27 protein-coding genes are annotated in these 23134 nt (G+C 73.7%); 13 read left to right on the top strand and 14 right to left on the bottom strand.

What is annotated here, in order from left to right:
• Window positions 1-301 precede the first annotated feature (301 nt).
• Entirely contained in the window at window positions 302-1507 is a 1206-nt protein-coding gene (locus tag AC07F3_RS12350; RefSeq protein ID WP_479113169.1) for a glycoside hydrolase family 26 protein, read from the top strand.
• On the opposite strand, the gene AC07F3_RS12345 is transcribed toward AC07F3_RS12350, so the two are convergent.
• The 8 genes from AC07F3_RS12345 to AC07F3_RS12310 are packed head-to-tail and all read right to left on the bottom strand — an operon-like array spanning window position 1493 to window position 10868.
• Window positions 1493-2626 (bottom strand): GNAT family N-acetyltransferase, encoded by a 1134-nt coding sequence (locus tag AC07F3_RS12345; protein ID WP_479113167.1) that lies wholly within the window; start codon window positions 2624-2626, stop codon window positions 1493-1495. The two genes, AC07F3_RS12350 and AC07F3_RS12345, sit on opposite strands and share 15 nt — an antisense overlap.
• Complete coding sequence (locus tag AC07F3_RS12340; protein WP_479113165.1) at window positions 2623-3291, bottom strand: YveK family protein; 669 nt, start codon at window positions 3289-3291, stop codon at window positions 2623-2625. The genes AC07F3_RS12345 and AC07F3_RS12340 overlap by 4 nt, the downstream gene beginning before the upstream one ends.
• Window positions 3288-4526 carry a glycosyltransferase gene (locus AC07F3_RS12335; protein WP_479113163.1) on the bottom strand — a complete coding sequence of 413 codons (1239 nt, stop codon included), beginning with the start codon at window positions 4524-4526 and terminating at the stop codon, window positions 3288-3290. Before AC07F3_RS12335 ends, AC07F3_RS12340 begins: the two co-directional genes overlap by 4 nt.
• Window positions 4523-5308, bottom strand: coding sequence for a polysaccharide deacetylase family protein (locus tag AC07F3_RS12330; protein WP_479113161.1), 786 nt, complete (start codon window positions 5306-5308; stop codon window positions 4523-4525). The genes AC07F3_RS12335 and AC07F3_RS12330 overlap by 4 nt, the downstream gene beginning before the upstream one ends.
• On the bottom strand, window positions 5298-6914 hold the full coding sequence (murJ, locus tag AC07F3_RS12325) for a murein biosynthesis integral membrane protein MurJ (protein ID WP_479113159.1): 1617 nt from the start codon (window positions 6912-6914) through the stop codon (window positions 5298-5300). The genes AC07F3_RS12330 and murJ overlap by 11 nt, the downstream gene beginning before the upstream one ends.
• Entirely contained in the window at window positions 6911-8233 is a 1323-nt protein-coding gene (locus AC07F3_RS12320) for an O-antigen ligase family protein (RefSeq protein WP_479113157.1), read from the bottom strand. The genes murJ and AC07F3_RS12320 overlap by 4 nt, the downstream gene beginning before the upstream one ends.
• A 2-nt stretch (window positions 8234-8235) precedes the next feature.
• Window positions 8236-9660, bottom strand: coding sequence for a sugar transferase (locus tag AC07F3_RS12315; protein ID WP_479113155.1), 1425 nt, complete (start codon window positions 9658-9660; stop codon window positions 8236-8238).
• 50 nt (window positions 9661-9710) lie between these two features.
• Complete coding sequence (locus tag AC07F3_RS12310; RefSeq protein ID WP_479113153.1) at window positions 9711-10868, bottom strand: glycosyltransferase family 4 protein; 1158 nt, start codon at window positions 10866-10868, stop codon at window positions 9711-9713.
• A 285-nt stretch (window positions 10869-11153) separates the two neighbouring features.
• On the opposite strand from AC07F3_RS12310, the gene AC07F3_RS12305 reads away from it, so the two are divergent.
• The 9 genes from AC07F3_RS12305 to AC07F3_RS12265 all read left to right on the top strand — a co-directional run bounded on the left by AC07F3_RS12305 (window position 11154) and on the right by AC07F3_RS12265 (window position 16764).
• Window positions 11154-11408 (top strand): chaplin, encoded by a 255-nt coding sequence (locus AC07F3_RS12305; RefSeq protein ID WP_479113151.1) that lies wholly within the window; start codon window positions 11154-11156, stop codon window positions 11406-11408.
• A 196-nt stretch (window positions 11409-11604) separates the two neighbouring features.
• The gene (locus tag AC07F3_RS12300) at window positions 11605-11844 is read left to right on the top strand and encodes a chaplin (protein WP_479113149.1); all 240 of its coding nucleotides are present in this window, start codon (window positions 11605-11607) and stop codon (window positions 11842-11844) included.
• A 225-nt stretch (window positions 11845-12069) separates the two neighbouring features.
• Entirely contained in the window at window positions 12070-12678 is a 609-nt protein-coding gene (locus AC07F3_RS12295) for a hypothetical protein (protein ID WP_479113147.1), read from the top strand.
• Window positions 12679-12989: 311 nt separating this feature from the next.
• The gene (locus AC07F3_RS12290) at window positions 12990-13280 is read left to right on the top strand and encodes a hypothetical protein (RefSeq protein WP_479113145.1); all 291 of its coding nucleotides are present in this window, start codon (window positions 12990-12992) and stop codon (window positions 13278-13280) included.
• Between the two features lie 160 nt (window positions 13281-13440).
• The gene (locus AC07F3_RS12285; RefSeq protein WP_479113143.1) at window positions 13441-13680 is read left to right on the top strand and encodes a chaplin; all 240 of its coding nucleotides are present in this window, start codon (window positions 13441-13443) and stop codon (window positions 13678-13680) included.
• Window positions 13681-13880: 200 nt separating this feature from the next.
• The gene (locus AC07F3_RS12280; RefSeq protein WP_479113141.1) at window positions 13881-14381 is read left to right on the top strand and encodes a DUF5949 family protein; all 501 of its coding nucleotides are present in this window, start codon (window positions 13881-13883) and stop codon (window positions 14379-14381) included.
• A gap of 33 nt (window positions 14382-14414) precedes the next feature.
• The gene (locus tag AC07F3_RS12275; protein ID WP_479113139.1) at window positions 14415-15062 is read left to right on the top strand and encodes a vitamin K epoxide reductase family protein; all 648 of its coding nucleotides are present in this window, start codon (window positions 14415-14417) and stop codon (window positions 15060-15062) included.
• Between the two features lie 312 nt (window positions 15063-15374).
• The gene (locus tag AC07F3_RS12270) at window positions 15375-15911 is read left to right on the top strand and encodes a tyrosinase family oxidase copper chaperone (protein ID WP_479113137.1); all 537 of its coding nucleotides are present in this window, start codon (window positions 15375-15377) and stop codon (window positions 15909-15911) included.
• Entirely contained in the window at window positions 15895-16764 is an 870-nt protein-coding gene (locus tag AC07F3_RS12265) for a tyrosinase family protein (RefSeq protein WP_479113135.1), read from the top strand. The genes AC07F3_RS12270 and AC07F3_RS12265 overlap by 17 nt, the downstream gene beginning before the upstream one ends.
• A gap of 103 nt (window positions 16765-16867) precedes the next feature.
• On the opposite strand, the gene AC07F3_RS12260 is transcribed toward AC07F3_RS12265, so the two are convergent.
• From AC07F3_RS12260 to AC07F3_RS12235, 6 genes are all read right to left on the bottom strand, one after another.
• Window positions 16868-17140, bottom strand: coding sequence for a chaplin (locus AC07F3_RS12260; RefSeq protein ID WP_479113133.1), 273 nt, complete (start codon window positions 17138-17140; stop codon window positions 16868-16870).
• A 137-nt stretch (window positions 17141-17277) separates the two neighbouring features.
• Window positions 17278-17997, bottom strand: a complete 720-nt coding sequence (locus AC07F3_RS12255; protein ID WP_479113131.1) for a hypothetical protein — start codon at window positions 17995-17997, stop codon at window positions 17278-17280.
• A gap of 176 nt (window positions 17998-18173) precedes the next feature.
• Window positions 18174-19040: a glycoside hydrolase family 26 protein gene (locus tag AC07F3_RS12250; protein ID WP_479113129.1), complete on the bottom strand. Its 867-nt coding sequence runs from the start codon at window positions 19038-19040 to the stop codon at window positions 18174-18176.
• Between the two features lie 125 nt (window positions 19041-19165).
• The gene (locus tag AC07F3_RS12245; RefSeq protein WP_479113127.1) at window positions 19166-19396 is read right to left on the bottom strand and encodes a hypothetical protein; all 231 of its coding nucleotides are present in this window, start codon (window positions 19394-19396) and stop codon (window positions 19166-19168) included.
• Window positions 19397-19453: 57 nt separating this feature from the next.
• The gene (locus AC07F3_RS12240) at window positions 19454-20725 is read right to left on the bottom strand and encodes a cytochrome P450 (RefSeq protein ID WP_479113125.1); all 1272 of its coding nucleotides are present in this window, start codon (window positions 20723-20725) and stop codon (window positions 19454-19456) included.
• Window positions 20726-20795: 70 nt separating this feature from the next.
• A complete protein-coding gene (locus AC07F3_RS12235; protein WP_479113123.1) occupies window positions 20796-21074 on the bottom strand; it encodes a hypothetical protein in 279 nt (92 codons plus the stop codon).
• A gap of 166 nt (window positions 21075-21240) precedes the next feature.
• Between AC07F3_RS12235 and AC07F3_RS12230 the strand changes: the two genes are divergently transcribed.
• From AC07F3_RS12230 to AC07F3_RS12220, 3 genes are all read left to right on the top strand, one after another.
• The gene (locus AC07F3_RS12230; protein WP_479113121.1) at window positions 21241-21741 is read left to right on the top strand and encodes a hypothetical protein; all 501 of its coding nucleotides are present in this window, start codon (window positions 21241-21243) and stop codon (window positions 21739-21741) included.
• Between the two features lie 50 nt (window positions 21742-21791).
• Entirely contained in the window at window positions 21792-22397 is a 606-nt protein-coding gene (locus AC07F3_RS12225) for a hypothetical protein (RefSeq protein WP_479113119.1), read from the top strand.
• Window positions 22398-22634: 237 nt separating this feature from the next.
• A complete protein-coding gene (locus AC07F3_RS12220) occupies window positions 22635-22928 on the top strand; it encodes a hypothetical protein (protein ID WP_114039821.1) in 294 nt (97 codons plus the stop codon).
• The last annotated feature ends 206 nt before the right edge of the window (window positions 22929-23134 follow it).

The raw sequence follows: 23134 nt of genomic DNA, 5'->3' as shown, positions 1-23134 counted from the left end.
GGTCACGGTCCGGGCCGCAGGCGTAACTAGAGCACCAACTACCCTGTCAGGTAAGCAAGTTGGGCGTCCCGGCGGCGCTCGTTGAACCGTACGTCGAAGGGCTCGGCTCCTCTCCGGAGCCGGGCCCTTCGGCGTACCGTCGCGCCCCGGCACGGATTCTGATGGAGCCTCAGATGGCGGAATCGACGGGTTCCCCCGTTCGAGGGGCTTACGGCGTGGGCTGCTTATCTTCCCTATCGGCGCAATAAGAATATTTTCCAACCGGGAGTCCGGGGAGGTTCTCAGAAACAAGGGAGCGCACATGCGTCTGCGACGTCGTCGAGCGGCGGCCTTCACCACGAGCATTCTGTCGGTGGGCGCCCTTTTCAGTCTGGCACTGGCACCCGGTGCGAGCGTCCAGCAATCCGGGGCGGGCAACGACCCTCCCCCCGCCCACCCCTCGGTTGCGAATTTCGGGGCCTTTCTGGATTCCGGCCCCCTCGGCGTGAAGCGGATCGCGGCCCTGGAGAAATGGCTCGGCGGGGCCGACATCCGGGTCGGCCACACCTACCTGCCCGGGAACACCTGGTCCGACATCGAGGGCCGGGCGGGGTTCCTCGACTCCTGGGCCACCTGGCGCCGCGAGCGCGCCGACCGCACCCTCGTCCTCAACGTCCCGATGCAGGCCCTCAACGAGGCCGGAATCCCCGACGGCCGGGTGCGCCAACTCCTGGCCAACGGGGCCGCGGGCGACTACGACGAGCACTTCAAAAAGCTGGCCGAGCGGCTCGTCGACCTCAAGATCCCCGACACGGTGATCGTGCTCGGCTGGGAGATGAACGGCACCACGTACACCCACCGCTGCGGCCCCGATCCGGCGGCGTGGAAGAAGTACTGGAAGAACGCGGTCACCGCGATGCGTTCGGTGCCGGGGCAGAAATTCCGGTTCGACTTCGCGCCGAGCCGCGGGCGGGACGCGGTGCCGTGGACCGAGTGCTATCCGGGCGACGACGTCGTCGACATCATCGGAATGGACTCCTACGACCAGCCCCCCGGCGAGGATTTCGACCGGCAGGTCAAGGAGCCCTACGGGCTCCAGCAGCACGCCGACTTCGCCGCCGCGCACGGAAAGCCGATCTCCTTTCCGGAATGGGGGCTCTTCCGCAACGGCGACAATCCGGAATACATGCGGCGCATGCTGGCCTGGATGGACGCGCACAAGCCGGTCTACAACACCATCACCGACTACTGCCCGCACGGCGTGTGGGAGTGCACCGACAACCCCCAGGCCTCACAGGTCTACCGCTCGCTCCTGTACGGACGCACCGAGCCCACCCCGCAGCCTTCGGCGCCGGTGAGCCCGCGGCCGTCCGCCGAGCCGAGCACGGGACCGGGCACGAAACCGGCCGCGCCCGTCACTCCGACGCCGCCCCCGAACTGCTCGCCGATCGACCTCGGCCCCTGGGTCGAGCACTGGATCGGGGGCAAGCTCTGCCTCCGCCTCGACTGGTACTCACACCGGTCCTGACGACTCAGTGGCGGGGCGGCGGCGCCTTCCGTCCCGCCACTGTCTCCACGCCCGCAGTGCCGCGCCTGCCCGGCGGCGCAGCTCCGCGTGCAGCCCGGCGGCCCACAGCAGAGGCAGGGTGCGCCGCCGGGCCAGCAGGAAGCGCTGGTTGAACCGCACCTCGGGCCGCCAGTGCTGCTTGTACGGCTCGTTGCCGCGCAGCATGCTCAGCGCGGCCCGCCCGCTGCCGTCGACGCGCTGGGCGCAGGCGCGGAGCAGCATCGTGGCCACGTCGACCTTGCGGCCGCGCAGCCCCGGGTGCGCCCCGTACAGATAGCCGCCCGCGAGCGCCGGGGAGAGCAGCGTCAGATCGGCCGCGACGACCTCGCCGTCGAGGCGGAACTCGGTGACGACCGCGTCGCCCTGCCGCGTCATCTCGCCCACCGCGCGCGCCAGATGCTCCTCGAACCGGGGCCGCAGGTGCTCGCGCGTCACCCCCCGGCCCTGCCACTGGAGACCGTGCAGTTCGAGCAGCGTCCGCAGCGCGCCGGGCACCTCCTCGGGCGGCACGTCGCGCTGCTCGATGCCCAGCGCGTCGATCTTCCGCAGCTTGGCGCGGGCCCGCTGGGCCCGGTTCGAGGGCAGCCGGGCGAGCAGCGTGTCCATGTCCGCCGCGGGCAGCTCCAGGCACCGCGAGTCGCTCAACTGCCGTTTCAGGGAGGGCCAGTTGGCGTGCAGGCGCTCGGCTCCCGCGCCCGGGCGCACCTCGCCCAGGTCGATCAGGGCGCCGCGCGCCGAGCCCATCAGGGCCTCGGTGAGGGCACGGGCCGCCTCCTCGGCGCAGGCGTCGTCCAGGAGTACGTCCGCGTAGTCCGAGATGGTGCCGCCCAGCGGGACCAGCGCCGGAAACGGGCGCAGCACCCGCATCAGCGGGGCCGCGCCGATCAACTCGCCGTCCTTGTGGACCACATGGACCCGCAGCCGCCCCCGCACCCCGTACGAGAGCCACCACGAGTGCAGCCACGTGTGGCTCTGGAACGGGGTCGCGGTGCCGCAGCTCCGATGCAGCCGGTGCCAGGCCGGAGCGAGGTCCGCGAAGCGCAGGTCGTCGGTGCAGACCTCCACGCGCGGCCCGCTCACTGGCCGACCTCCTGCGGCACCGACGCGGCACCGGCCGGGCCCGGCACCGCCGCGGTGATCCCGGGCTCGGGCTCGTGGCGCCGGCGCGGCCGGGCCAGCAGGGCGAGGCCGCCGAGCAGCCCGCCCGCGCACCCGCCGACCAGCGTGGTCAGCGAGGCCGACGGCGACGAGGGGGCCAGCGGCTTGGCCGCGCGCGAGAACTGCACCACCCGCACGCCGGTGTCGGCCTGGGTGTGCCTGCCGTTCAGGGTCAGGGCCCGGGCCACCGCGTTGGCCATGCCCGCGGCGTCCGTCGCCCGGGCGGAGGTCGCGGTGATCGCGATCATCGGCGCGTCGGGGGAGGTCGCGGTCTGCACGCTGCCGCGCAGCGTGGCCGCGCTCACCCCCGCCCAGACCTGGGCGTCCCCGATGACGGCGACCTCGGTCGCGACCCGGCCGTAGGCCTGCGCGAAGCCGAGGGCGACCGAGGGGTCGGCCTTCTCGGCCGGGGTGACCACCACATAGCTCGTCGCGCTGTACTCGGGCGTCTTCACCACGCCGTACACGCCGCCCGCACTCGCGCCGAGCAGCGCGCACACGGGCAGCGGCCACCAGCGCGGCAGCGGCCGGGCGCGCAGCGGACCGCGGGTGCTCTGACGCTGCCGCGGGCCGGAGACTCTGCTCATCTGGACTCTTCTTTCTCCGAGAGGTTCGCCGGGAGGTTCGTCGGGGTGGTCTGCGGGTCCTGAGGGGGCGCGGTCCTCGCGTCCGGCAGCGGCGCGGGCGCGGGGCAGGGCAGGGGAGCGCGGGCCGCCGCCGCCTCGTACACCCGGACCAGCTGGGTCGAGGTCGCGCTGACGCAGTAGCGGCGTACGGCGTCGGGAACGGGCAGCCGCGGGCCGCCCGCCCGGCGGAAGCCGTCCAGCGCCTCGGCGAACGCGGCGGCCGTACGGTCCGTGCGCAGTGCGCCGGGTGCCGAGGCGGCCGGCAGGTCGTCGATCGCCGGGCAGGTCACGTACGCCACCGGGAGTCCGGCGGCCAGGCCCTCCACGACGGCGAGGCCGAAGGCCTCCTCGCCGGAGGGGGAGGCCAGGCAGTCCACCGCCGACAGGATTCCGGCCAGGGTGGGGCGGTGGCCCGCCGGGGAGGTGCCGTCCTGGACGCACTCGCCCGCGAAGACGACCCGTTCGGCGAGACCGAGCCGTTCGGCTCGGGCCCGCAGCGGCTGCTCCTGTTCGCCGCCGCCCGCGAACACCAAGTGGGCGTCGGGGAGTTCGGCGAGCGCGTCGACGAGGGTGTGGAACCGCTTGCCCGCGGCGAGCCTTCCGACCGCGCCGATCACGAACGCCCGTGGCGGCAGCCCGAGTTGGCGGCGTACGGAGTCGCGGGCGCGGGCGCTGAAGGCGAACTGGGCGGCGTCGATCCCGTTCGGCACCACCTGGATGCGGCGCTCCGGCACGCCCCAGCGGGCGAGGCGGCGCGCGATGGTGGGGGAGACCGCGACGGTCGTGGTGCCGAGCCGTTCGCTCGCGAGGTACAGGCCGCGGACGCCGGGGCCGAGCGGGCGGCCCTCCATGCGGGCCTCGCCCAGGGAGTGCTCGGTGGCGACGATGGTGCGCACCCCGGCGAGCCGCGCGGCCAGGCGGCCGTACAGGCAGGCCCGGTAGAGGTGGGTGTGGACGACGTCGTAGCGGCCGCGGGCGATGAGCCGGGTGAGGCGGGGCAGCGCCGACAGGTCGCGGTTGCCCGCCATGTCGAGGTTCCGCACCCGGCCGCCGTCGCGCACGATGGCGCGGGCCACGGCGCCGGGGTTGGTGAGGGTGACCACGTCCGCCGGATACGGCAAGTGGCCGAGCAACAGCCGGAGTTGTTGTTCGGCGCCGCCCACGCCGAGGCCGGTGATGACGTGCAGGACCTTCACGAGCCCTCCGGGAGGTCGGCGGGCGTCTCGCGGCGCCAGCGGTGCAGGCCCCGTTTGAGGTGCAGCCGCCAGCTGGTGTCGCGTTCGCCGACGTGGACGCGCGGCAGGGCGTAGCGGCCGGTGAGCGGGCCCGGGTCGATGGCGCAGGCGTACTGGTATCCGGCCGCGCGGACCGCGTCGACGGCCCGCAGGTCGACGGCGCCGTACGGGTAGCAGAAGCCCGTCACGTCGTGCCCGGTGAGGTCGAGGAGGAGCTGACGGCTCTCCCGCACCTCGCGGCGCAGGGTGTCCGCGTCGGTGTGGGTCAGATCGAGGTGGCGCAGGCCGTGCGAGGCGACCTCCATGCCCCAGGTGGCGGCCTGCTGGATGCCCCGCTCGTCGAGCAGTGGCCGGCGCGGGCCCAGGGGGTCCCACTCGTTGGTGGCGCCGAGCAGCCCCGGCAGGACGAACACCGTGGCCGTGCACTCGTAGCGGCGCAGCAGCGCGAGGGCCTCGGCGGTGAAGTCGGCGTAGCCGTCGTCGAAGGTGAGGCCGACCAGGCCCTGGGCGGCGCCCGCCGCGCGGGCCCGGATGAGTTCGGCCATGCTCACCCCCTTGAGGCCGTGTCGGCGCAGCCAGCGCAGCTGCCGTTCGAAGCGGCTCGGGGAGACGGTGATGTGGTACGGATCCTCCGTGGTGTGGGTCACCGAGTGGTACATGGCCACCCACAGCGGTGCGGCGGGTCGGGGTCTCGAACCAGTCAGTGGACCCCTCGGGTCGCCGACTGCCGTGTCAACGGGCATGCCAGAGCTTTCGTGTGACGGGACGGAACAGCAGACAGAACTCCCGGACCCGCAGCAGCCGCGCCACCACCGCGAAGACGAGCGTCGCGGCGACGGCCCCAACCACCAGGGCGAGTACGGGATTTGAGAGTGCCGATGCCCCCCACCAGCAGACGGCCGTCGCGCCGCACGCGGCCGCGACGAGCCGGGCGAGCTGGCCGCACACCCAGCCGCTGGGCAGTGCCATGCTTCGGCGCCCGCTGCCCCACAGGAGCAGCAGCGCGGTCAGCGTGATGCCGAGCGCGTTGGCGGCGGCGATGCCGGGCGCCCCCCACACCGGTACGGCCAGCGCCCCCGAGACGGCGGTCGCGGCGAGCCCGGCGAGCATGGCGCACGCCGGGAACCACAGGGGCCGGGCCTCGGAGAAGTACGAGCGGGCCAGCACCCCGACCAGGGTCTGGCCCAGCAGACCGAGCGCGTACACCCGCATCACGGCCGCGGTGGCCGCGGTGTCGTGGACGGTGAACGCGCCGCGCTGGAAGAGGACCTCGATGATCCGCGGGGCGCCCGCCACCACCACCGAGGCGCCGAGCAGCACGATGGTGCCCGCCACGATCAGGTCGCTTTCCACCCGGCGCCTGGCCCGCTCGGTGTCGCCCGCGGCCAGCGCCCGCGCGATCACCGGGAAGGTGACCGTGCACAGCATCAGCGAGAGCACCATCGGCATCTGCGCCACCTTCTGGGCGTAGTTCAGATGCGAGATGGCCCCGGCGGGCAGGGGCGCGGCCAGGAACCGCTCGACGAGGACCTGGCTCTGGCGGCTGAGCGCGAACACCACGACCGGCGCGACAAGGGCGAGCCGCAGCGCCTGCGCCGTGGCCCGGGCGGGCCGGCGGGCGGCGGGCAGGACGACCGCGGGCTCCCGGCGGCGCCAGCTGCGCCACAGCGCCGGGAGTTGTACGAGCACCATGAGCACCCCGCCGAGCGCGACCCCGGCCGCCGCGGCCCGCACCCCCCACGCGCCGCCGAACAGCAGGAGCAGGGCGATGATGCCCACGTTGTACGCCACGTAGATCGAGGCGGGGGCGAGGAAACGGCCGTGGCCGCGCAGGGCGGCGCTGCAATATCCCGCGAGTCCGAAGGTGAACACGCAGGTCGCGGTCAGCCGGGTGCAGTCGACCGCCAGGTCCGGGCGGGGCAGCCCGGGCGCGAGCACCGCGACCACGGCGGGCGCCGCGACGATCAGCACGGCCGCGCCCGCGGTCAGCACGAGCACGAGCCGGGGCAGGGTGGCCGCCACCAGGGCGCGTACCGGATCGGGTCCCGGCCGGGGGCCGCGCCCGGCCAGCGCGAGGCTGAACGCCGGTACGAGGACGAAGGCGAGCCCGTCCTCGATGAGCAGGGTGGCCGCGACCTCCGGGACCGTCCAGGCGACCAGGAAGGCGTCGGTGTCGGTGTCGGCGCCGAAGACGTGCGCGAAGGCCTGGTCGCGCAGCAGGCCGAGGAGGGCCCCGGCCACGGTGAGGACGGCGGTGAGCAGGGCGGCCCGCGCCAACAGCCGCCCGGACGGGCCGGGTTCGGGGGTCGCGGTCGGGGCCGCCAGGAGCGGACGGGCGGTCTCCGTCACGGCCGTACCGCCCCTCGCGCGGCCAGCGCCCACCAGGCGGCGAGGCCGAGGACGAGCGCGGTCAGGGCGGTCGAGGGGCCGCCGATGTCGCCGTAGAAGAAGTCGACGAGCAGCCACACCAGCAGCCCGACGGCGACCAGCGCGCAGTCCATCGGGGTGCCCAGCCCGCGCGTGATCCGCAGTCTGCGCACCCCGCTGACCAGGAGCGACGCCCAGCAGCCGACGAGGGTGACCACGCCGAGCAGGCCCTGCTCGCTGAGGACGAGCAGGTACATGTTGTGCGGGGAGAGCAGCGGCTGGCGCTTGAAGGCGGCACCCGCGCCCGCGGTGTCGCTGCCGGAGGACAGGGCGAGCGAGGAGTTGGCGTCGCGGTGGTCCGGGAAGCCCTTCAACCCGACGCCGGTGACGGGAGTTTGACGCCACATCAGTTCCGCGGCGGCCCACATCGTGTACCGGTCGGTGACGGACTGGTCGGGGGCGCTCTCGACCTGCGTGATGCTGGCGAGCCGCTCCTGGAGCAGCTGGGTTCCGGTCCCGCTCGCGCCGACGAGGACGACGGTGGCCGCCGCGGTGACCGCGAGGACGGCCAGCGCCCGGCGCACCCCGGACAGCAGCAGCAGGGCGCAGGCCGCGACCGCCGTCGCGATCCAGGCACCCCGGCTGAACGACACGGCGAGCGGCAGGAGCAGCAGCGCCGCGCAGCCGAGCGCGGCCCGGCGCTGGGCGCGGCTGGTCCCGGGCGCGGGATCGAGGGCGAGGCCGACCGCGCAGAGCAGCCCGCAGGAGACGACGGTGGCCATGCCCATGATGTCCGAGGCGCCGAAGGTGCCGACCGCCCGGATGTCCTCGCCCATGTAGGAGGCACCGGTCGAGGTCAGGTACTGCTGGACGCCGACGCCGCCCTCGAACAGGGCGAGCGCCACCACGGCCGCCGCCACCAGGCGGAAGTCGTCGCGGTCGCGCAGCAGGAGCAGCACGGCGAGCGGCACGAGGACGAAGATCTGGAGGTAGCGGCCGAGCCCGGCGACCGCGGTGGCGGGGTCGGCGGCGCCCATCGCGGCCACGCAGATCCCGGTCACCGGGAGCCCCATGACGATCGCGGCCGTACGGGTCAGCGGCCGGGCGCCCGACCGCAGGACCCGTACCAGCGTCCACACCACGAGGACCCCGCAGGCGGCGTCGGCCGCGGTCGCCGAGCCGTCGCCGCCCAGCGGGGGAGTGGCGAGCAGGGCGATCACGGCGAGCAGCGGCGACAGGTGCGCGGCCCGGCGCAGCGGGGCCGACAGGGGGGCCGGCGGCGCGGCGGCGAGGGCGTGCACGCTCAGCTCCCGGTGGGGCGGACGAGACAGGCGGCGGTGCGCAGCAGGATGCACAGGTCCTGCCACAGCGACCAGTGGTCGATGTAGTAGTTGTCGTAGCGGGCCCGGTCCTCGATCGAGGTGTCGCCGCGCAGCCCCTGCACCTGGGCGAGCCCGGTGAGGCCGACGGGCATCCGGTGCCGGGCCGCGTAGCCGGGGTGCGCCTGGCTGAACTGGGCCACGAAATAAGGGCGTTCGGGCCGCGGGCCGACGAGGCTTATGTCGCCCCGGATCACGTTCCACAGCTGGGGCAGCTCGTCCAGAGATGTACGCCGCATGAAGTGTCCGGCCCGGCTCATCCGCTGGTCGTCGGCGATGGTCCAGCGGGTGGCGGCCTCGTGCGCGGTGTCGGGGCGCAGCGTGCGGAACTTGAGGAGGGTGAAGGCCCGGCCGCGCAGCCCGATGCGCTCCTGCCGGAACAGCACGCCGGGTCCGTCGCTGTGGCGCAGGACCACCGCGCACACCAGCAGCACCGGCGCCGCCGCGATCAGCGCGGGCACGGTGACGACCAGGTCGACGAGCCGCTTGAAGAAGAGTCCGGGCGCGGAGGCGGGGGTGCTGGTCAGCGGACGGCAGGGGAAGGCGGCGAGCTCGTCCGGCTGGCGCTGGGCCACGACGTGCCCGGGCGGCCGCGTGTCGAGCTGCCACAGCGTGCAGCCCATGGCCTCCAGGAGCGCCGGGGGAGCCGCGGTCGGGATTTCGGGGGCGTACGTGAACAGGCAGTCGCGCACCCCGTTCTGGACGACGGCGCGCTGTACGTCCTCCAGGCTGCGGAGCACCGGCACGGGGGGCGCCTCGACCGCGGTCTCGGAGGGCGGCACGACCATCCCGACCGGCCGGATGCCGCCGCCGGACCGGCGCGCGAGCGCGGACGTGACGCGTACGGCGGTGGCCGCCGGGCCCACCACCAGGGCGGGCCGGGGCCTGCGGACCGCCTGCCTGCGCCGCAGCCACAGCGCGGCGCCGCGGCCCGCGGAGCTCACCAGCGTCTGCACCGCGCACCCGGCCGCGACCACGGACACCGACAGCGGTACGGCCGACTCGTGCACGAGGGCGCTCTGGTGGGCGAGGACCGTCGAGAGCACGCACCAGGCGATCAGGGCGCGGAAGAACAGCGCGGGCACGTCGCCGAGCACGCCCCGCGCCAGCGTCGGCCGGTAGAGCCCGGCCTGGGCGTTGAGCCCGAGCACCGTGGTCACGAGCAGCCCGGCGGGCCCCGGCGGCAGCCCGGAGTACGGCAGCACGAGCATGCCGAGCAGCCCGGCCGCGCAGTCGGCGGCGAGCAGCACGGACACGAACGCCTGCGCCGCGCGCGGCCGCCCGGCCGGGGGGACGAAGTGGTCCGGCGCCTCGCGGGGCGTGACCACCGCGACGCTTCCCGATGACATCCCGGAGCCGTGGGGCGGTCCTCCGGCGGAGGGGACGATGCTTTCCGCGGTCACTGGCTGATGGGTTCCCTGTGCTCGGAGCGCTGCAGAGCGGCCACGTCGCGGTACACCTCCGCGATGCTTCGGGCCGTCTGCCGCACGTCATGGGTGGTGGATACGTGCTCGTGCCCCTGGCGGGCCAGGACGCCGCGCAGCGAGGGGTTCGTCAGCAGGTGCGTCACGGCGCGCGCCAACGCGTCCGGCGCGTCCGGCGGTACGAGGCACAGCGGGGCGTGTCCCGGCGCGAGGCTCTCGGCGGAACCCCCGACGTCGGTCACCACCACCGGCCGACCGCACGCCATGGCCTCCAGCGGGGCGAGCGCCATGCCCTCCCAGCGCGAGGGCAGCACGACCAGATCGGCCGCCCGGTACCAGGCGGCCGTGTCGGAGACCGAGCCGACGAAGGACACCGAGCCCGGCGCCGCCGCGCGCAGCGCCGCAAGGTCCGGGCCGTCCCCGACCAGCACCAGATGCGCGCCGGGCACCGACGCGTGGACGTCCCGCCAGGCGCGGAGCAGCACGTCCTGGCCCTTCTGGCGGCACAGCCGCCCCACGCACACGACCAGGGGCGCGCCGCCCTCGCCGGGGGGAGCGTCGGGCGCGCTGTAGTGCTCCAGGTCGACGCCGTTGGGGATCACCGAGCAGGACGCCCGCACCCCGGCCCGCAGCCCGGTGGCCCGCTCGCCCTCGCTGACGCACACCACGCGCGAGGTCCACCGCACGGCCGCGCGCTCCCAGGCGCGGGTCAGCAGCGCGACGACCCCGCCGACGGCCTCGAAGGACCAGGCGTGCGGCTGGAAGACGGTGGGCACCCGGCCGCGCACGGCGAGCCGGGCGGCCACCCCCGCCTTGGCGCTGTGCGCGTGGACCACGTCGGGGCGTACGCGCCGCACCAGCCGGGCCGCCCGCAGGGTCTCGCCGAGCAGCGCGGGTCCGGGCGAGCGGGTGGCCCGCCAGGGACACACCCGGGCGCCCAGGCGCGTCAGTTCGGTGCTCAACGGGCCTCCCTCGGGGCATGCCACGGTGACCCGGAATCCGCTGCGCAGCTGGTCCCGCACCAAGTCCGTGACGACTCGGGCTACGCCCCCCTCAACGGGCTGAACCAGGTGCAGGACACTCAAGCCCTCCGCGGACCCAGGCCCGCCGGGGGTGTTCGCTCTCGTCGGCATGTGCGCTCACTCCGGTCCGGCGCTCGAAATGAAAGCTGAACAAAGATGCTGCGGGACTCGCCCCGCAGTGCGGCCCGCCCATTGAATTCCGCATGGTCCGGTGCCCCGGCCACCGGAGTTCCCGGCCTTCACCGGCGCCTGGGCGGGGGCAACTGTAACCGTATTTACAACCCGGTCCCGTCATGAATGCGTGCGCCGGAGTGTCCCCTTCGGGCTATCCGCCGTATCCCGTTGACGACACGGTCGTTGTATCGGTGGCCTCATCTCCACCCGAAGGGAAAAGCCATGAATCGAATTGCGAAGTCCGTCGCGACCGCGGGCGCCGGGGCGGCGGTCGTGCTGCTCGGAGCCGGTATGGCCGCGGCCACGGGCCACGGCAGCGGGGCGAGCGCCGAAGGTGTCGCCGAGGGCTCGCCGGGCGTCCTCTCGGGCAACCTGCTCCAGGTTCCGGTGCACGTGCCGGTGAACGTCTGCGGAAACACGGTGGACGTCATCGGGCTGCTCAACCCGGTCTTCGGCAACACCTGCGTCAACAAGTAAGCCGCCGGGGTGAAAGGCCCCGGGCCGTGGACGCGGTCCGCGTCCACGGCCCGGACAAGCCCCTTGGCCATTCCCGCGGGCCTGGAAACCCGGGTTCACCCGTTAGGGGCAAAACCGGGCGCCCGGGTCCGCGTTGAGGTGTAGGTCGAGTGACAACACCCGGTCAATGACTTTCTCAACCTAGGAGTACTTCTCCATGTCGCGTACCGCGAAGGCCCTGGTCCTGTCCACCGCTGCCGTTGCCGCCATCGCCGGTGGGGCCGGCGTCGCTTCCGCCGACGCCGACGCGCACGGCGCGGCCACCCACTCCCCCGGCGTCCTGTCGGGCAACATGGCGCAGGTTCCCGTCCACGTGCCGGTCAACGTGTGCGGCAACACGGTGAACATCATCGCCCTGCTGAACCCGTCCTTCGGCAACACCTGCGTCAACAAGTAGTCCCCGGCGAAGCCCCGGATGGCCCCTTCCAGGGGCCGCCGGGGCTTCGTGCTGCCCCGGATGGCCGTAGCCCCCGAAGCCGGTCGCGGCGCGGAATTGTGCCGGTTGGGCGCGGTGGGGACGGGATCTGACGGTCACGCAGGACGATCATCCGGTTGCGGGGGGTGCGGGTCGCCAGCACGGTGAGGGAAATTCGCGAGCCCCTCACCGAAGGAGACCCGTTCCATGCGTGCACGTACACCGCGGCGCCTGGCCGCAGTGGCGCTTTCCACGGCGATCGTCGTCGGATCCGCCGGAACCGCGATGGCCGCCGACTTCCAGCCGCCGCGCTCGGTCCGTGCCGAAGCACCGGTGCCGGGTGCCGACGCCCTGCTCGCACAGGTCAAGTCCCTCGCCAGCCTCGGAGGGGTGATCACGCCGGTGACCGACCTGGTGACCGGCGTGCTCGGCGGGGCCTCCCCGACCGATGCCACGGCACTCGCGGGCAAGGCCACCTCCGCCCTCGACGCCGCGAAGTCCGCGGCCCCGGCGACGCCCGCCAAGCCGGCCGCGCCCGCCACCCCCGCACTGCCCGCGCTGCCGGGCCTGCCGCTGGGCGGCGCGGAGCGGGCCGCCGCTCCCCTGGACGTCAAGGACGACGCCGTCGCGGCGCTCAAGAAGTCCATCGACGACCTGGTCAAGGCCGTCACCAGCCTCAATGTCGCGGCCATCCTGCCCGCCGCGACCGGCGTGGTCACCGGCCTCGTCGGCGTCGTCCTGGCCACCGTGCTCGGCGGCGGTCTGCCGCTGCCCTCGCTGCCCGGCCTGCCCCCGCTCCCCAAACTGCCCGTCTGAATCCGTACCCCGCCGAGAGCGCCGGCCCGAGAAGGGGACCGGCGCTTTCGGCCGTCCGGAAGCGTTCCGAGCCGGACAACTGCTTTTGCGGCGGCCGGAATTCATGAAATCCCATACGACAATCGACGGGTTTCCGCAGGGGAACGGCGGCCCACGAATCCGTGTCACAACGGTTTCCCAACCGCCCAAGAGTCGTTACCCAGGACGAAGCAGCGCAATGCATTCAGCGACACGCGCGGTGCCAGCGGTGCGCCGTGCGTGCGGCCCACACGGCGATCGAAATCGCCGCGGAAGGATTGATGATGAAGTCGATGAAGGTTGCTGCGGCACTCGCCGGTTCCCTCGCGGTCGTGGGTGCGGCGGCTCCGGCCTTCGCGTCCGGTGACATCCCGCGCATGAGCCTGAACGGCGGTCTCGACACGATCGCCCAGAACGTCGCCACCGCGCCCGTGACCGACCTGGCACCGGTTCACACCAACCTGCTCGACCCCAAGTCGGGCGATTCGCTGCTCCACACGGTGGCCAGCACGGCCAAGGACCTCAACAAGACGAATGGGGCGCCGAGTACGGGCCAGCTCCTCGGTGGCCTTCCGCTGGGTTAGTCACCAGGGGCGAACAAGTCTTTCGCCACAGCGAATTGATCGGCCGAGCGGCCCATCCGTGCGCTGTACGAGGGAAAGACAATAAACCCGGCGTGTTCGCCTCCGGCGGCTTCCAGGCATTTGCCTACGCTGAGGCGACCCCCGAATGGAAGGTTTCACCATGAATTCTGTCAAGAAGACCGCGCTCGCCCTTGCCGCCGCCGGCCTTGCCACGGGTGCCGCCTCCGGTGCCGCCTTCGCCGACGCGGACGCCCAGGGCGTGGCCGCGCACTCGCCCGGCGTCCTGTCCGGCAACCTGGCGCAGGTCCCGGTGCACGTGCCGGTCAACGTGTGCGGCAACACGGTCGACGTCATCGCCCTGCTGAACCCGGCCTTCGGCAACACCTGCGTCAACTCCTGACGCGCGGCCGGTTCACGCCGGACGGTACGCAAACGTGGTGGAGCGGCTCCGTGGAGTTGGGGATCCCGGAGCCGCTTCGCTGTGCCTGGAGGCACGTGCCTCGGCAAGGGGCCCGAGCCCGGTGCGACCCGTGTCGGACGATTCATCCGGATGAGTGACGGCTGCGAAGGGCTCGGCCCGGAATGTCCTAGAGTCCCGGCATGACTTCAGCCACCAGTGCCGTACAGCCGTCCCGGGCAGCCCTGTTGGGCTCGCTCATCGTCATCGCGTGGAGCGGTGAACATCCCGACGAGTCCGGCGACGTGCCCTTCCTCATGGCGTACCCCCTCGGTGACGGGGCCCAGGGTCCCGAGGGCGCCGAGGCCGCGGCACGGGCGCTCCTCGAAGAGCTCGGCATGCCGGCCGGCAGTGTGGTCGACCAGAGTCACGGCGGCTCGTTCCCGCTGACTCTGATCGTGCAGGCCGGGCGGGCCGTTTTGACCTTGCCGACCATGGTCGCCCAGTGCCCCGCGCCGCCCGAATGGCTGGAGGCCGCCGCGAAGCGCGGCACCGTGCAGTTCATGTTCGCCACCCGCTGCTGGCCGGATGCCGTGCCCGGAGTCGCCGTCGACGACGAGCAGTTGAGGGCGTTCGCGGGCGCGGAGGAGACCATCACCACCGCGGGCCACTGCGTGCTCCCCGTCCGCCGCCTGCGCGGCTGACCCCAGCGCCGGACGAGAAGGGAGCCCAGGGCCATGTCCCTCCACGGGATGCTTCCGCGGCAGGCCGTCACCGAATCGTCCGGCCCCCCGCGCCCGGGCCGCGCCGCGTACGGAGCCGGGCGCGGCTTCGCCCGGCTGGTCGTGCTCACCGGCGCGGCCGGCCTGCTGGCGTCGTGGGTCATCACCCTCGACGAGTTCGAACTGCTGCGGAACCCGCACTTCGTGCCCGGATGCAGCCTCAACCCGGTGATCTCCTGCGGCAACATCATGAAGAGCGCGCAGGCCTCCGTCTTCGGATTCCCCAACCCGATGCTGGGGCTGGTCGCGTACGGGATCGTCGCCTGCGTCGGCATGAGCCTGCTCGGGGGCGCCAGGTTCGGGCGCTGGTACTGGCTGACGCTCAACGCGGGGGCGCTGCTCGGCGTCGGATTCGTCAGCTGGCTCCAGTTCGAGTCGCTCTACCGGATCGACGCGCTGTGCCTGTGGTGCTGCCTGGCGTGGGTCGCCACGATCGTTCTGTTCTGGCAGGTCACCTCGCTCAATCTCGTCAAGGGGGCGCTGCCCGCGCCGAGTTGGGCGCGCGGGCTGTTCGCCGAGTTCGGCTGGGCTTTGCCCGTGCTGCACATCGGGGTCGTCGGCATGCTGATCCTGACCCGCTGGTGGGACTTCTGGACCGGCTGAGGGTGCAGGAACGTTGGGCCGACCGCGTGAATCGTCCGCCCCCGCCGCCACGCCCCGCGCGCGGAAGCGTTGACCCCACTGACCAGTCGCATGGTTGAAGCCTCCCCGGGCCGTGCAACCAGTACCGGCCCGGGGAGAGCCCGGCCGCCGCGGCATCACGGCGGCGGCCGTTTCCTGAGACCCCGGGACTCGTTGAACCCGGCATCGATCAAGGGAGAGCGGACGCTTGGACGGGCCCCGGAACCAGCACGGTTGCCGGGGCTCACGCATGTGCCGGACGGGTCCGCGCGAGCGAGCACGAGGGAGACGCCCATGAACGACGCGACACACTTCTGGCGCGCATGCCGGACCGGCCGCACCCGCCCCCGAGGCCGGGCCCCCGAGCCCACCAGGCCCGGCGCGCCCCCACCCCGTACCAGCTGGCGCATCGCGCGGCGCGGCCTGCTGCGCGCCCTGTTCGCCTCGGCGACCGTCGCCTTCACCGCGACCGCGCTCTCCCGCATCCCCGCCGCCGAGCCCTACGGCGAGCCGACGGGCGCGGCCGGGCCGGAGCGCGGGGCCGGGCCTGAGGGCTCCACCTTCGACGAGATGTACGCCGGGCACCGCATCCAGGGCTGGCCGGTCCAGACCGAGAGCGCCGGGATCGCCGTGTTCGTGGACGGCCGGCAGCTGAACCTGATGCGCCGCGCCGACGGCGGCTACCTGAGCTCCGTCGACCACTACGCGTCGTACGCCACCGCCCGGGAAGCCGCCCGCGCCGCCGCCGCCGAACTGGGCCCGGCCCGGCTCAGCTCCGTCCCCGTACACGGCAGCCACGGAGGGGGAGCCGCTCATGGCGTACACGCGTAAGAACCAGCGGAACCTGACCGGCGCCGAGCGCAGGGCCTTCGTGAACGCCGTGCTCGAACTCAAACGGCGCGGTGAGTACGACGAGTTCGTCCGCACCCACATCGAGTTCTACGTCCCGGACGGCGACGAGGGGCTGCGGGTCGCGCACATGGCGCCGTCCTTCCTGCCCTGGCACCGCCAGTTCCTGCTGGAGTTCGAACGGGCCCTGCAAAAGATCAACCCCCGTGTGACGGTGCCCTATTGGGACTGGACGCGGGACAACTCGCCCGCCTCCACGGTGTGGGGCGACGACTTCATGGGCGGCAACGGGCGCCGCGGCGACCTCCAGGTCATGACCGGGCCCTTCGCGTACGCGCACGGGAACTGGGAGATCTCGGTCAACGTCACCGAAGGCCGCTTCCTGACCCGTGACATGGGCCGCCCCAAGGACCCTATCGCCCTGCCCACCCCCGCCGACGTCGCCCAGGCGCTCGCTGACCCGGTGTACGACGTCGCGCCGTGGAACTCCACCAGCAGGAGCGGCTTCCGCAACAAGCTGGAGGGCTGGACCACGGGTTCGGGCAACGCCCGGTTCCGTACGCACAACCGGGTGCACCGCTGGGTCAGCGGCGTGATGCTCGGGGCGGCCTCCGTCAACGACCCGGTGTTCTGGCTCCACCACGCGTACATCGACAGCCTCTGGTCGCGCTGGCAGGCCGCCCACCCCCGGTCCAAGCGGTACCTGCCGGACGTGGCCCCGCCGGCGGGGGACCCGCAGCACGGCCGGGTGGCCGCGCTGGGCGAGCCGATGCCGCCCTGGGACGTGGCACCCGCCGCGCTCCTCGACCACAGCAGGATCTACCGGTACGCCTGACACGGCGACGGCCTCCCGGGGGGAGAAGTCCGGGAGGCCGCGGGCACCACACTCATCGACGGTCCGGGCGCCGTCACGACGGCGCCCGGACGGAGCCGGGGAACTACTCCCCGTAGCCGCCCTCGTGGTGGTGGCTGTCGGCGTTGACGCAGTTGTTGCCGAACGCCGGGTTCAGCAGCCCGATGACGTTGACGGTGTTGCCGCAGACGTTGATCGGGATGTGCACGGGAACCTGCAGGAGGTTGCCGGAGAGGACTCCGGGCGAGTGCGCAGCGACGGCCTCGGCGTTTGCGTCGGCAGCGGCAATACCCGCACTGGCAAGCGCCACGGCGCCCGCTCCGGCGACGACGGCGGCCGTCTTCGCGATACGAGACATCAAAGTTCTCCTTGAATGGACACGCGACCGCAGACTCGCAGTCGTCATTTCACTTCAACGTGTCGATCGGCCATAAGTAACGGACACCATCGCCCAAAACGGTTCTTGCCCGCTTCCGGGCGAGCGCCGGGCGGTCGCTACTTCCCGTACTTGCCGCGTGAGGCGCGCCGGGACAGCGCGAGGGCCGCGGCTCCGGTGACGACCGCGCCCACGCTCAACGCGCCCAGGAGCGAGGCGTTGGAGTCCGCGCCGGTCTGCGCGAGGTGCGGCGGGGACGACGGGGACGGGCTCGTCTCGGGGGTGCCCGGCGGGGCCGTCTCGGGCGTGGTCGGCGTCTCGGACGGCGTGGTGTCCGGGTACGTCGGCGTGGGAGTCGGCGTCCCGGTGGCCGGGGGAGAGGTGGGCGGCCGCGTCGGCGGGGTGCTGGCCGGCGGGGTCGGCGCGGGCCAGGTCGGCGTGCCGGTCGGGGTCGGGCCGGTGGGCCAGGTGGGGCTGGGGACGGGGGTGGGGGTCTGCTCGGGGGGCGTGCTCGGGGCCGGTGAGCACGGCGTCTCCTGGCCGTACCCGGACTCCTCGGTGAAGCCGCCGTAGCCGGGCGGCGGTTGCTCCTCCTCGCCCCACATGCCGGCGAAGGGGTGGCGTCCGCGGTCCTTCGCGCCGTGCTGCCCGGCGGTGCGGGGGCCGGAGCGCGAGTCGTACCCCGTTCCCTCCCCGGCGCCGGAGTGATGGGCGCACGTGCCGTGCCGAGACGCCGTGACGGGGTGGCCCGCGGCGTGCGCCGCATACCCAGAGCCCAGCGCGGAGACCAGGCCCGCGACGAGGGCGGCCCGCGCTGCGGGACCCGTGAACTTGTACATGCCTGCGACCCTTCAACAGGAAATCCGGAGGGGGATCAGATGCTGATACGCATAATTGGGATCGGCGCCGACACGGCCCTTCGACCACGCGAGCCGCGAGGCACAGACAACCCGTCCGGCGCAGCCCGCACCCCCGCACGGCCCACAGCGGGACCGCCGGATCAGGTTGCGGGAGGTCACGGCTCGCGGTAGGCGCGCGCCGCCGCGGGATTGACGCCGCACTCCCACACGCCGTGCGGGCAGTAGTCGGTCAGCGTCTGGTAGACGGGCCGGTACCGGTGGAACCAGGCGGCCATCCGGCGGACGTACTCCGCGTCGTCCCCGTTGCGGAAGAGCCCCCACTCCGGGTACGAGACCGGCTTGCGGTGCCGGGCGGCGAACACCACCTGCGCCCGCAGCCCGTACGGCTCCTCGACCTGGTCCCAGAACGACAGGCCCGCGGGCTGGTCGTAGGAGTCCATGCCGACGATGTCCACGACGTCGTCGCCCGGATAGCACTCCGTCCACGGCACGGCGTCCCGTCCGCGGTTCGGCGCGAAGTCGAAGCGGAATCTCTGCCCCGGCACCGAGCGCATCGCCGTGACGGCGCGACGCCAGTACGCCCGCCACGCGGCGGGGTCGGGGCCGCACCGGTGGGTGTAGGTGACGCCGTTCATCTCCCAGCCCAACACCACGACGGCGTCCGGGAGTTGGAGGCCCATGAGGCGCTCGGCCAGTCTCGCGAAGTGGCCGTCGAAGGCACCCCGGGCCCCTTGCGCGAGCAGGTCCCGTACCCGCTCGTCGGGTACGCCGTCCTCGTTGTGGTCCAGCATCGGCACATTGAGGACGAAGAGCCGGTCCGCGCGCTGGTGGCGCCAGCGGGCCCAGGGCGCGAGCAGCTCCGGCGGGCCCTCGATGTCGCTCCAGGTCCCGCCCGGCAGATAGGTGTGCCCCGCGCGCAGCGGGCCCCGGCCGCGCCACTTCTCGACCGCCGCGATCCGGGCCACGCCCTCCTCGTCCGACCCGGTGAAGACGCCCGCCGCCGTGCTGGACGCGGGGGGCATCGGGCGCGGGGGGCGGCGGTCGTCCGAGGCGAGCGGGAGGAGCGCGGAGACCGCCAGGACCAGCGCGCACAGCGCGGCCTTCCACGAGGGCGGACCCGCCGGGGTCCCGCGGCGGGCCCGGGCCGTCAGAGCTCCCCGGGCGTGGCGCCCCCGCGTTGGAGGGCCCCGCTCAGCGAGGCGACGCCGGAGGTCAGCGTCTCGGCGACGTCGCCCTGGCCGCCCAGGACCTTGGGGTGGCCGAACTCGGTGACGCTGCCGTGGCCCGAGCCGGTGTCGGCCGCGGCGACCCCGGGCGCGGCCAGGAGGAGGAGCGAGGCCGCGGCGGTGGCGGCCCTGAGGCGGTGGTGAGTGTTCATGCCCGGTACAACGCCCTGTGCGCGGGGAGGGTACGCGCGGCGGGGCGGGCCGGGGGGTCAGGGCTTGGTCACATCAAATGCGAAGTGCTGCCTGCGGACGCGGTGGTCGAAGTTGGACGTGCCGAGCTCCGGGGCGCCGAGCGCGCGCACGGCCAGCGGCCTCGTCAGCAACTCCCGCAGCACCGCCTTGATCTCCAGCCGCGCCAGATGCGCGCCCAGGCAGTAGTGCGGTCCGCCGCCGCCGTATCCGAGGTGCGGATTGGGATCGCGGGTGATGTCGAAGGCGTCGGGGTCGGTGAAGACGGACGCGTCGCGGTTGGCGGACGCGTACAGCAGCATCACCTTGTCGCCGGGCAGGAAGGTGTGGCCCGACAGGACGTAGCGCGTGGTGACGGTCCGGCGGAACTGGATGATCGGGGTCGAGTGCCGCACGATCTCGTCGACGGCGCCGTCCGCGTACCGCTCGAAGTCGCCCATCAGCAGGGCGAGTTGATCCGGATGGTCGGTCAGCAGGGCGAGCGCGTGGGCGATGGCGTTGCGGGTCGTCTCGACGCCCGCCACCAGCAACAGCGAGAAGAACGAGCCGAGTTGGCGGTAGCTCAGCGACTGGCCGTCCAGGTCGGCGCGGACAAGCGCCGAGATGAGGTCGCCGGTCGGCCGGAGCCGCCGCTCGCGGCCGAGCCGGGCCACCGTCAGCTCCATCCGGGCCAGCGCCCGCAGCCCCTTGCCGGGGCTCAGCAGCCGGGCGCCGAGGCCGCGCCGCACCCCGGCGTGCTCGGAGGCGCGGTCGATCTGGCGGGCGATCCGGTGCCGGTACGCGTCGGGCACCCCCAGCATCGCGCAGATGACCTCGAACGACATGCGGGAGGCGACCGCGGAGACGAACTCGTCGGGCCGGTCGGCGACCATGTCGTCCACGATGCGTACGGCCAGCTCGCGGATGCTGACCTCGGTCTCGGCGAGGAGCCGCGGCGTGAAGGCCTGCTGGACGATGCGGCGCAGCCGGGCGTGGTCGGCGCCGTCGAGGTTGACCATCGAATCGCCGAACACCGCGCGCACCCAGCGCGCGGGCTCCGGCGAGGTGACGCCCGGAGCGCTCGCGAAGACCCGCGGCAGCCGACTGGCCTTGAGGACGTCGGCGTGCCGGACCAGCGCGTAGAAGCCCCGCTCGGGGCGGTGCCGGGTGGCCCGGCGCTCGGTGAAGAACGCCGGGCGCGGCTCGGCGCGCAACTCGGCGAAGCGCGCCAGGCGTTGAGCCGGGGGCAGCTTCCAGAACGCCGGGTCGGCGAGGTCGGCGGTGGGGGCGGACGCCGTCCGGGGGTGTGTCACGCTCGCACCGTCCTGGCCGCCGCGCGGCTGTGGGGAGGGGGGATTCGGGGCGGAAAGCAGCGGGCCGGGGTCAGCTGACCAGGTCGTGCCCGGCCTTCACGGCGTCGCGGGCGGCGGTGACCGCCTCGGTCCCGGCCTTGACGCCGCCCTTCACGGCGGTCACCTTCTCGCCCACCTTGTCCCCGAGGACGCTTTCGGCCGCGGGCTTGATCTGCCCGCCGGCGGCGCTCGTGGTCCGGGCCGCACTGCTGAGGGTGCCGCCCAGGTCGAAGGCGTGAGCGGACGGGGACAGGGCGGCGGCGAGCGCGGTTCCGGCTGCGGCGGCGGCAAGGTATCGACGTACGTTCATGTCGCCTACAACGCACGAGCCGGGCCAAGGGCACGCCCCGTCGAGCCACGCCCCGCCGATGGGCTCCGCATTGCTGCAAGCAGGCGAATTTTGCACTGATCCGGCAACCGGGGTCGTTCTTGCAGGGCGACACGGCCGAGTAGGCCAGGGAAGGAAAAGAACATCCATGGGAATCACCTCACGCGCGGGTCTGGCGAGCGTCATGGCATGCATGGCGACCGCGGCGGCCGTGGCGCCGGCCGCGGCGGCCCCGGCCGTTCCGGTCGTCGTGCCCCTCGGCGCCCTGAACACGGTCCTTCCGTTCGAAGCCCCCACCCTGAGCACGGGCATGCCCCTCCCCGTCCCCGGCACCCCCGACGGGCCGCGCTATGTGAAGGGCAACCTGGTGCCGAAGAACATGGTCCCGGCGGTGCCGATCGAGTCCGCGGTGCCCGACACCCACCTCGGTGCGCCGCTGCCCGACCCGCTGTCCTCCGGCGTCCTCGGCACCCCCGCGCTGATCAGCCCCGGCAGCGCGCTGCACGCCGTCACGCCCGGCGCGGACCTCGGCGCCCCGCTCAGCCAGCCGCGCGCCGCGCTGTTCGGGCTGCCCGCCGTCACCCTGCCGAAGGCCGGTCTCACCGCCCCCGCCGTCCAGGGCGCACCCGGCGCCACGGCGAGCTTCTGACCTTCCGGCGCCCCGCGCACCGGTCCACCCCCACGCCCAGGAGCCCGGCCATGCCCCGTCCGCCCAGAACCGTCCTCGCCGCGCTGCTCGCGCTCACCGCCGTCACGGCCCTCGCGACCGGGGACGCGGCGGCCGCGCCCGGGCGGCCCGACCCGCAGCGGGCGGGCGTGAGGGAGGACGCGCTGCCGCCGTGGCCCGCGCCCGCCGACGCGTCCGCCGCGGTCGCGGCGGCGGGCCTGGAGATGCTGACCGCCGAGGGCATGGTGCAGCACACCCACACCCACCTGGACGTCCTCGTGGACGGCCGGCCCGTCACCGTCCCCGCCTCCATCGGCATCGACGAGCCGCGCCGCCGTATCAGCCCCCTGCACACCCACGACACCAGCGGCGTGATCCACGTCGAGTCGCCGCGGCGGGCTGACTTCACGCTCGGTCAGTTCATGGCCGAATGGCGGGTGCCGCTCGGCCAGGACCGCATCGGTGGCCTGCACGCGGGCCGCGGCCGCCATCTGACGGCGTACGTCAATGGCCGCAAGGTCGCCGGGAACCCCGCGGCGATCGTGCTGCGCGCCCACGACGAGATCGCCCTCGTGTTCGCGCGGGACACCGACCGCGGGCCCATTCCCAAGGGCTACGCCTGGCCGCACGGCCTGTAGGAGGCGCGGCGCCACCAAGTGCGAGCGGTCCGACAGAGCGTTTCTCCGCACGGGTCGTCGGACCGTGCGGAACAGGATCCGTGGCGCGGCGCGGACAGTGGGCCGGCAGCTCCTGCCCGGGGTTCTACTCCCCCCGGACAGGAGCTGCTGTCCTCTACGGCCGTCCGGGGAGGTAGGCCTGTCGGGTGAGAGCGGGGGTCGGCCGTGTCCGCTCCCGCCGCTCCCCGTTGTGCACACGTGATCTCAACACGACGTATCGCCACAGTCCTTGCCGTCGCCGCCGGTGTCTCGGGCCTCGCCCTGTCGACGGCGAGCGCCGCCGGGCCCCTCGACAAGCTGGTCAAGCCGATCAACCCGGTCAGCGAGCTCGACACCATCGCCACGACCAACATCCCCGCGCAGTACACGGCCCAGCTCCCCACGGTCAAGAACCAGCTGGCCGGGCTCAATCACCTCAATGACCTGCGCCAGCTGACCCAGCTCACCGACCAGGCCGCTCCGGTGCTCAACCTGCTGCCCACGGCGGGATGACGTACGCCCGCGGCCGGGGACGGTACACGGGCGGGGGGGGGGGGGGGGGGGGGGGGGGGGGGGGGGGGGGGGGGGGGGGGGGGGGGGGGGGGGGGGGGGGGGGGGGGGGGAAGGGGGGGGGGGGGGGGGGGGGGGGGGGGGGGGGGGGGGGGGGGGGGGGGGGGGGGGGGGGGGGGGGGGGGGGGGGGGGGGGGGGGGGGGGGGGG

The organism is Streptomyces sp. NPDC045846, assembly GCF_056431605.1.
The sequence above is the reverse complement of the archived record's forward strand: the minus strand, read 5'-3'. Positions and strand labels throughout refer to the sequence as shown.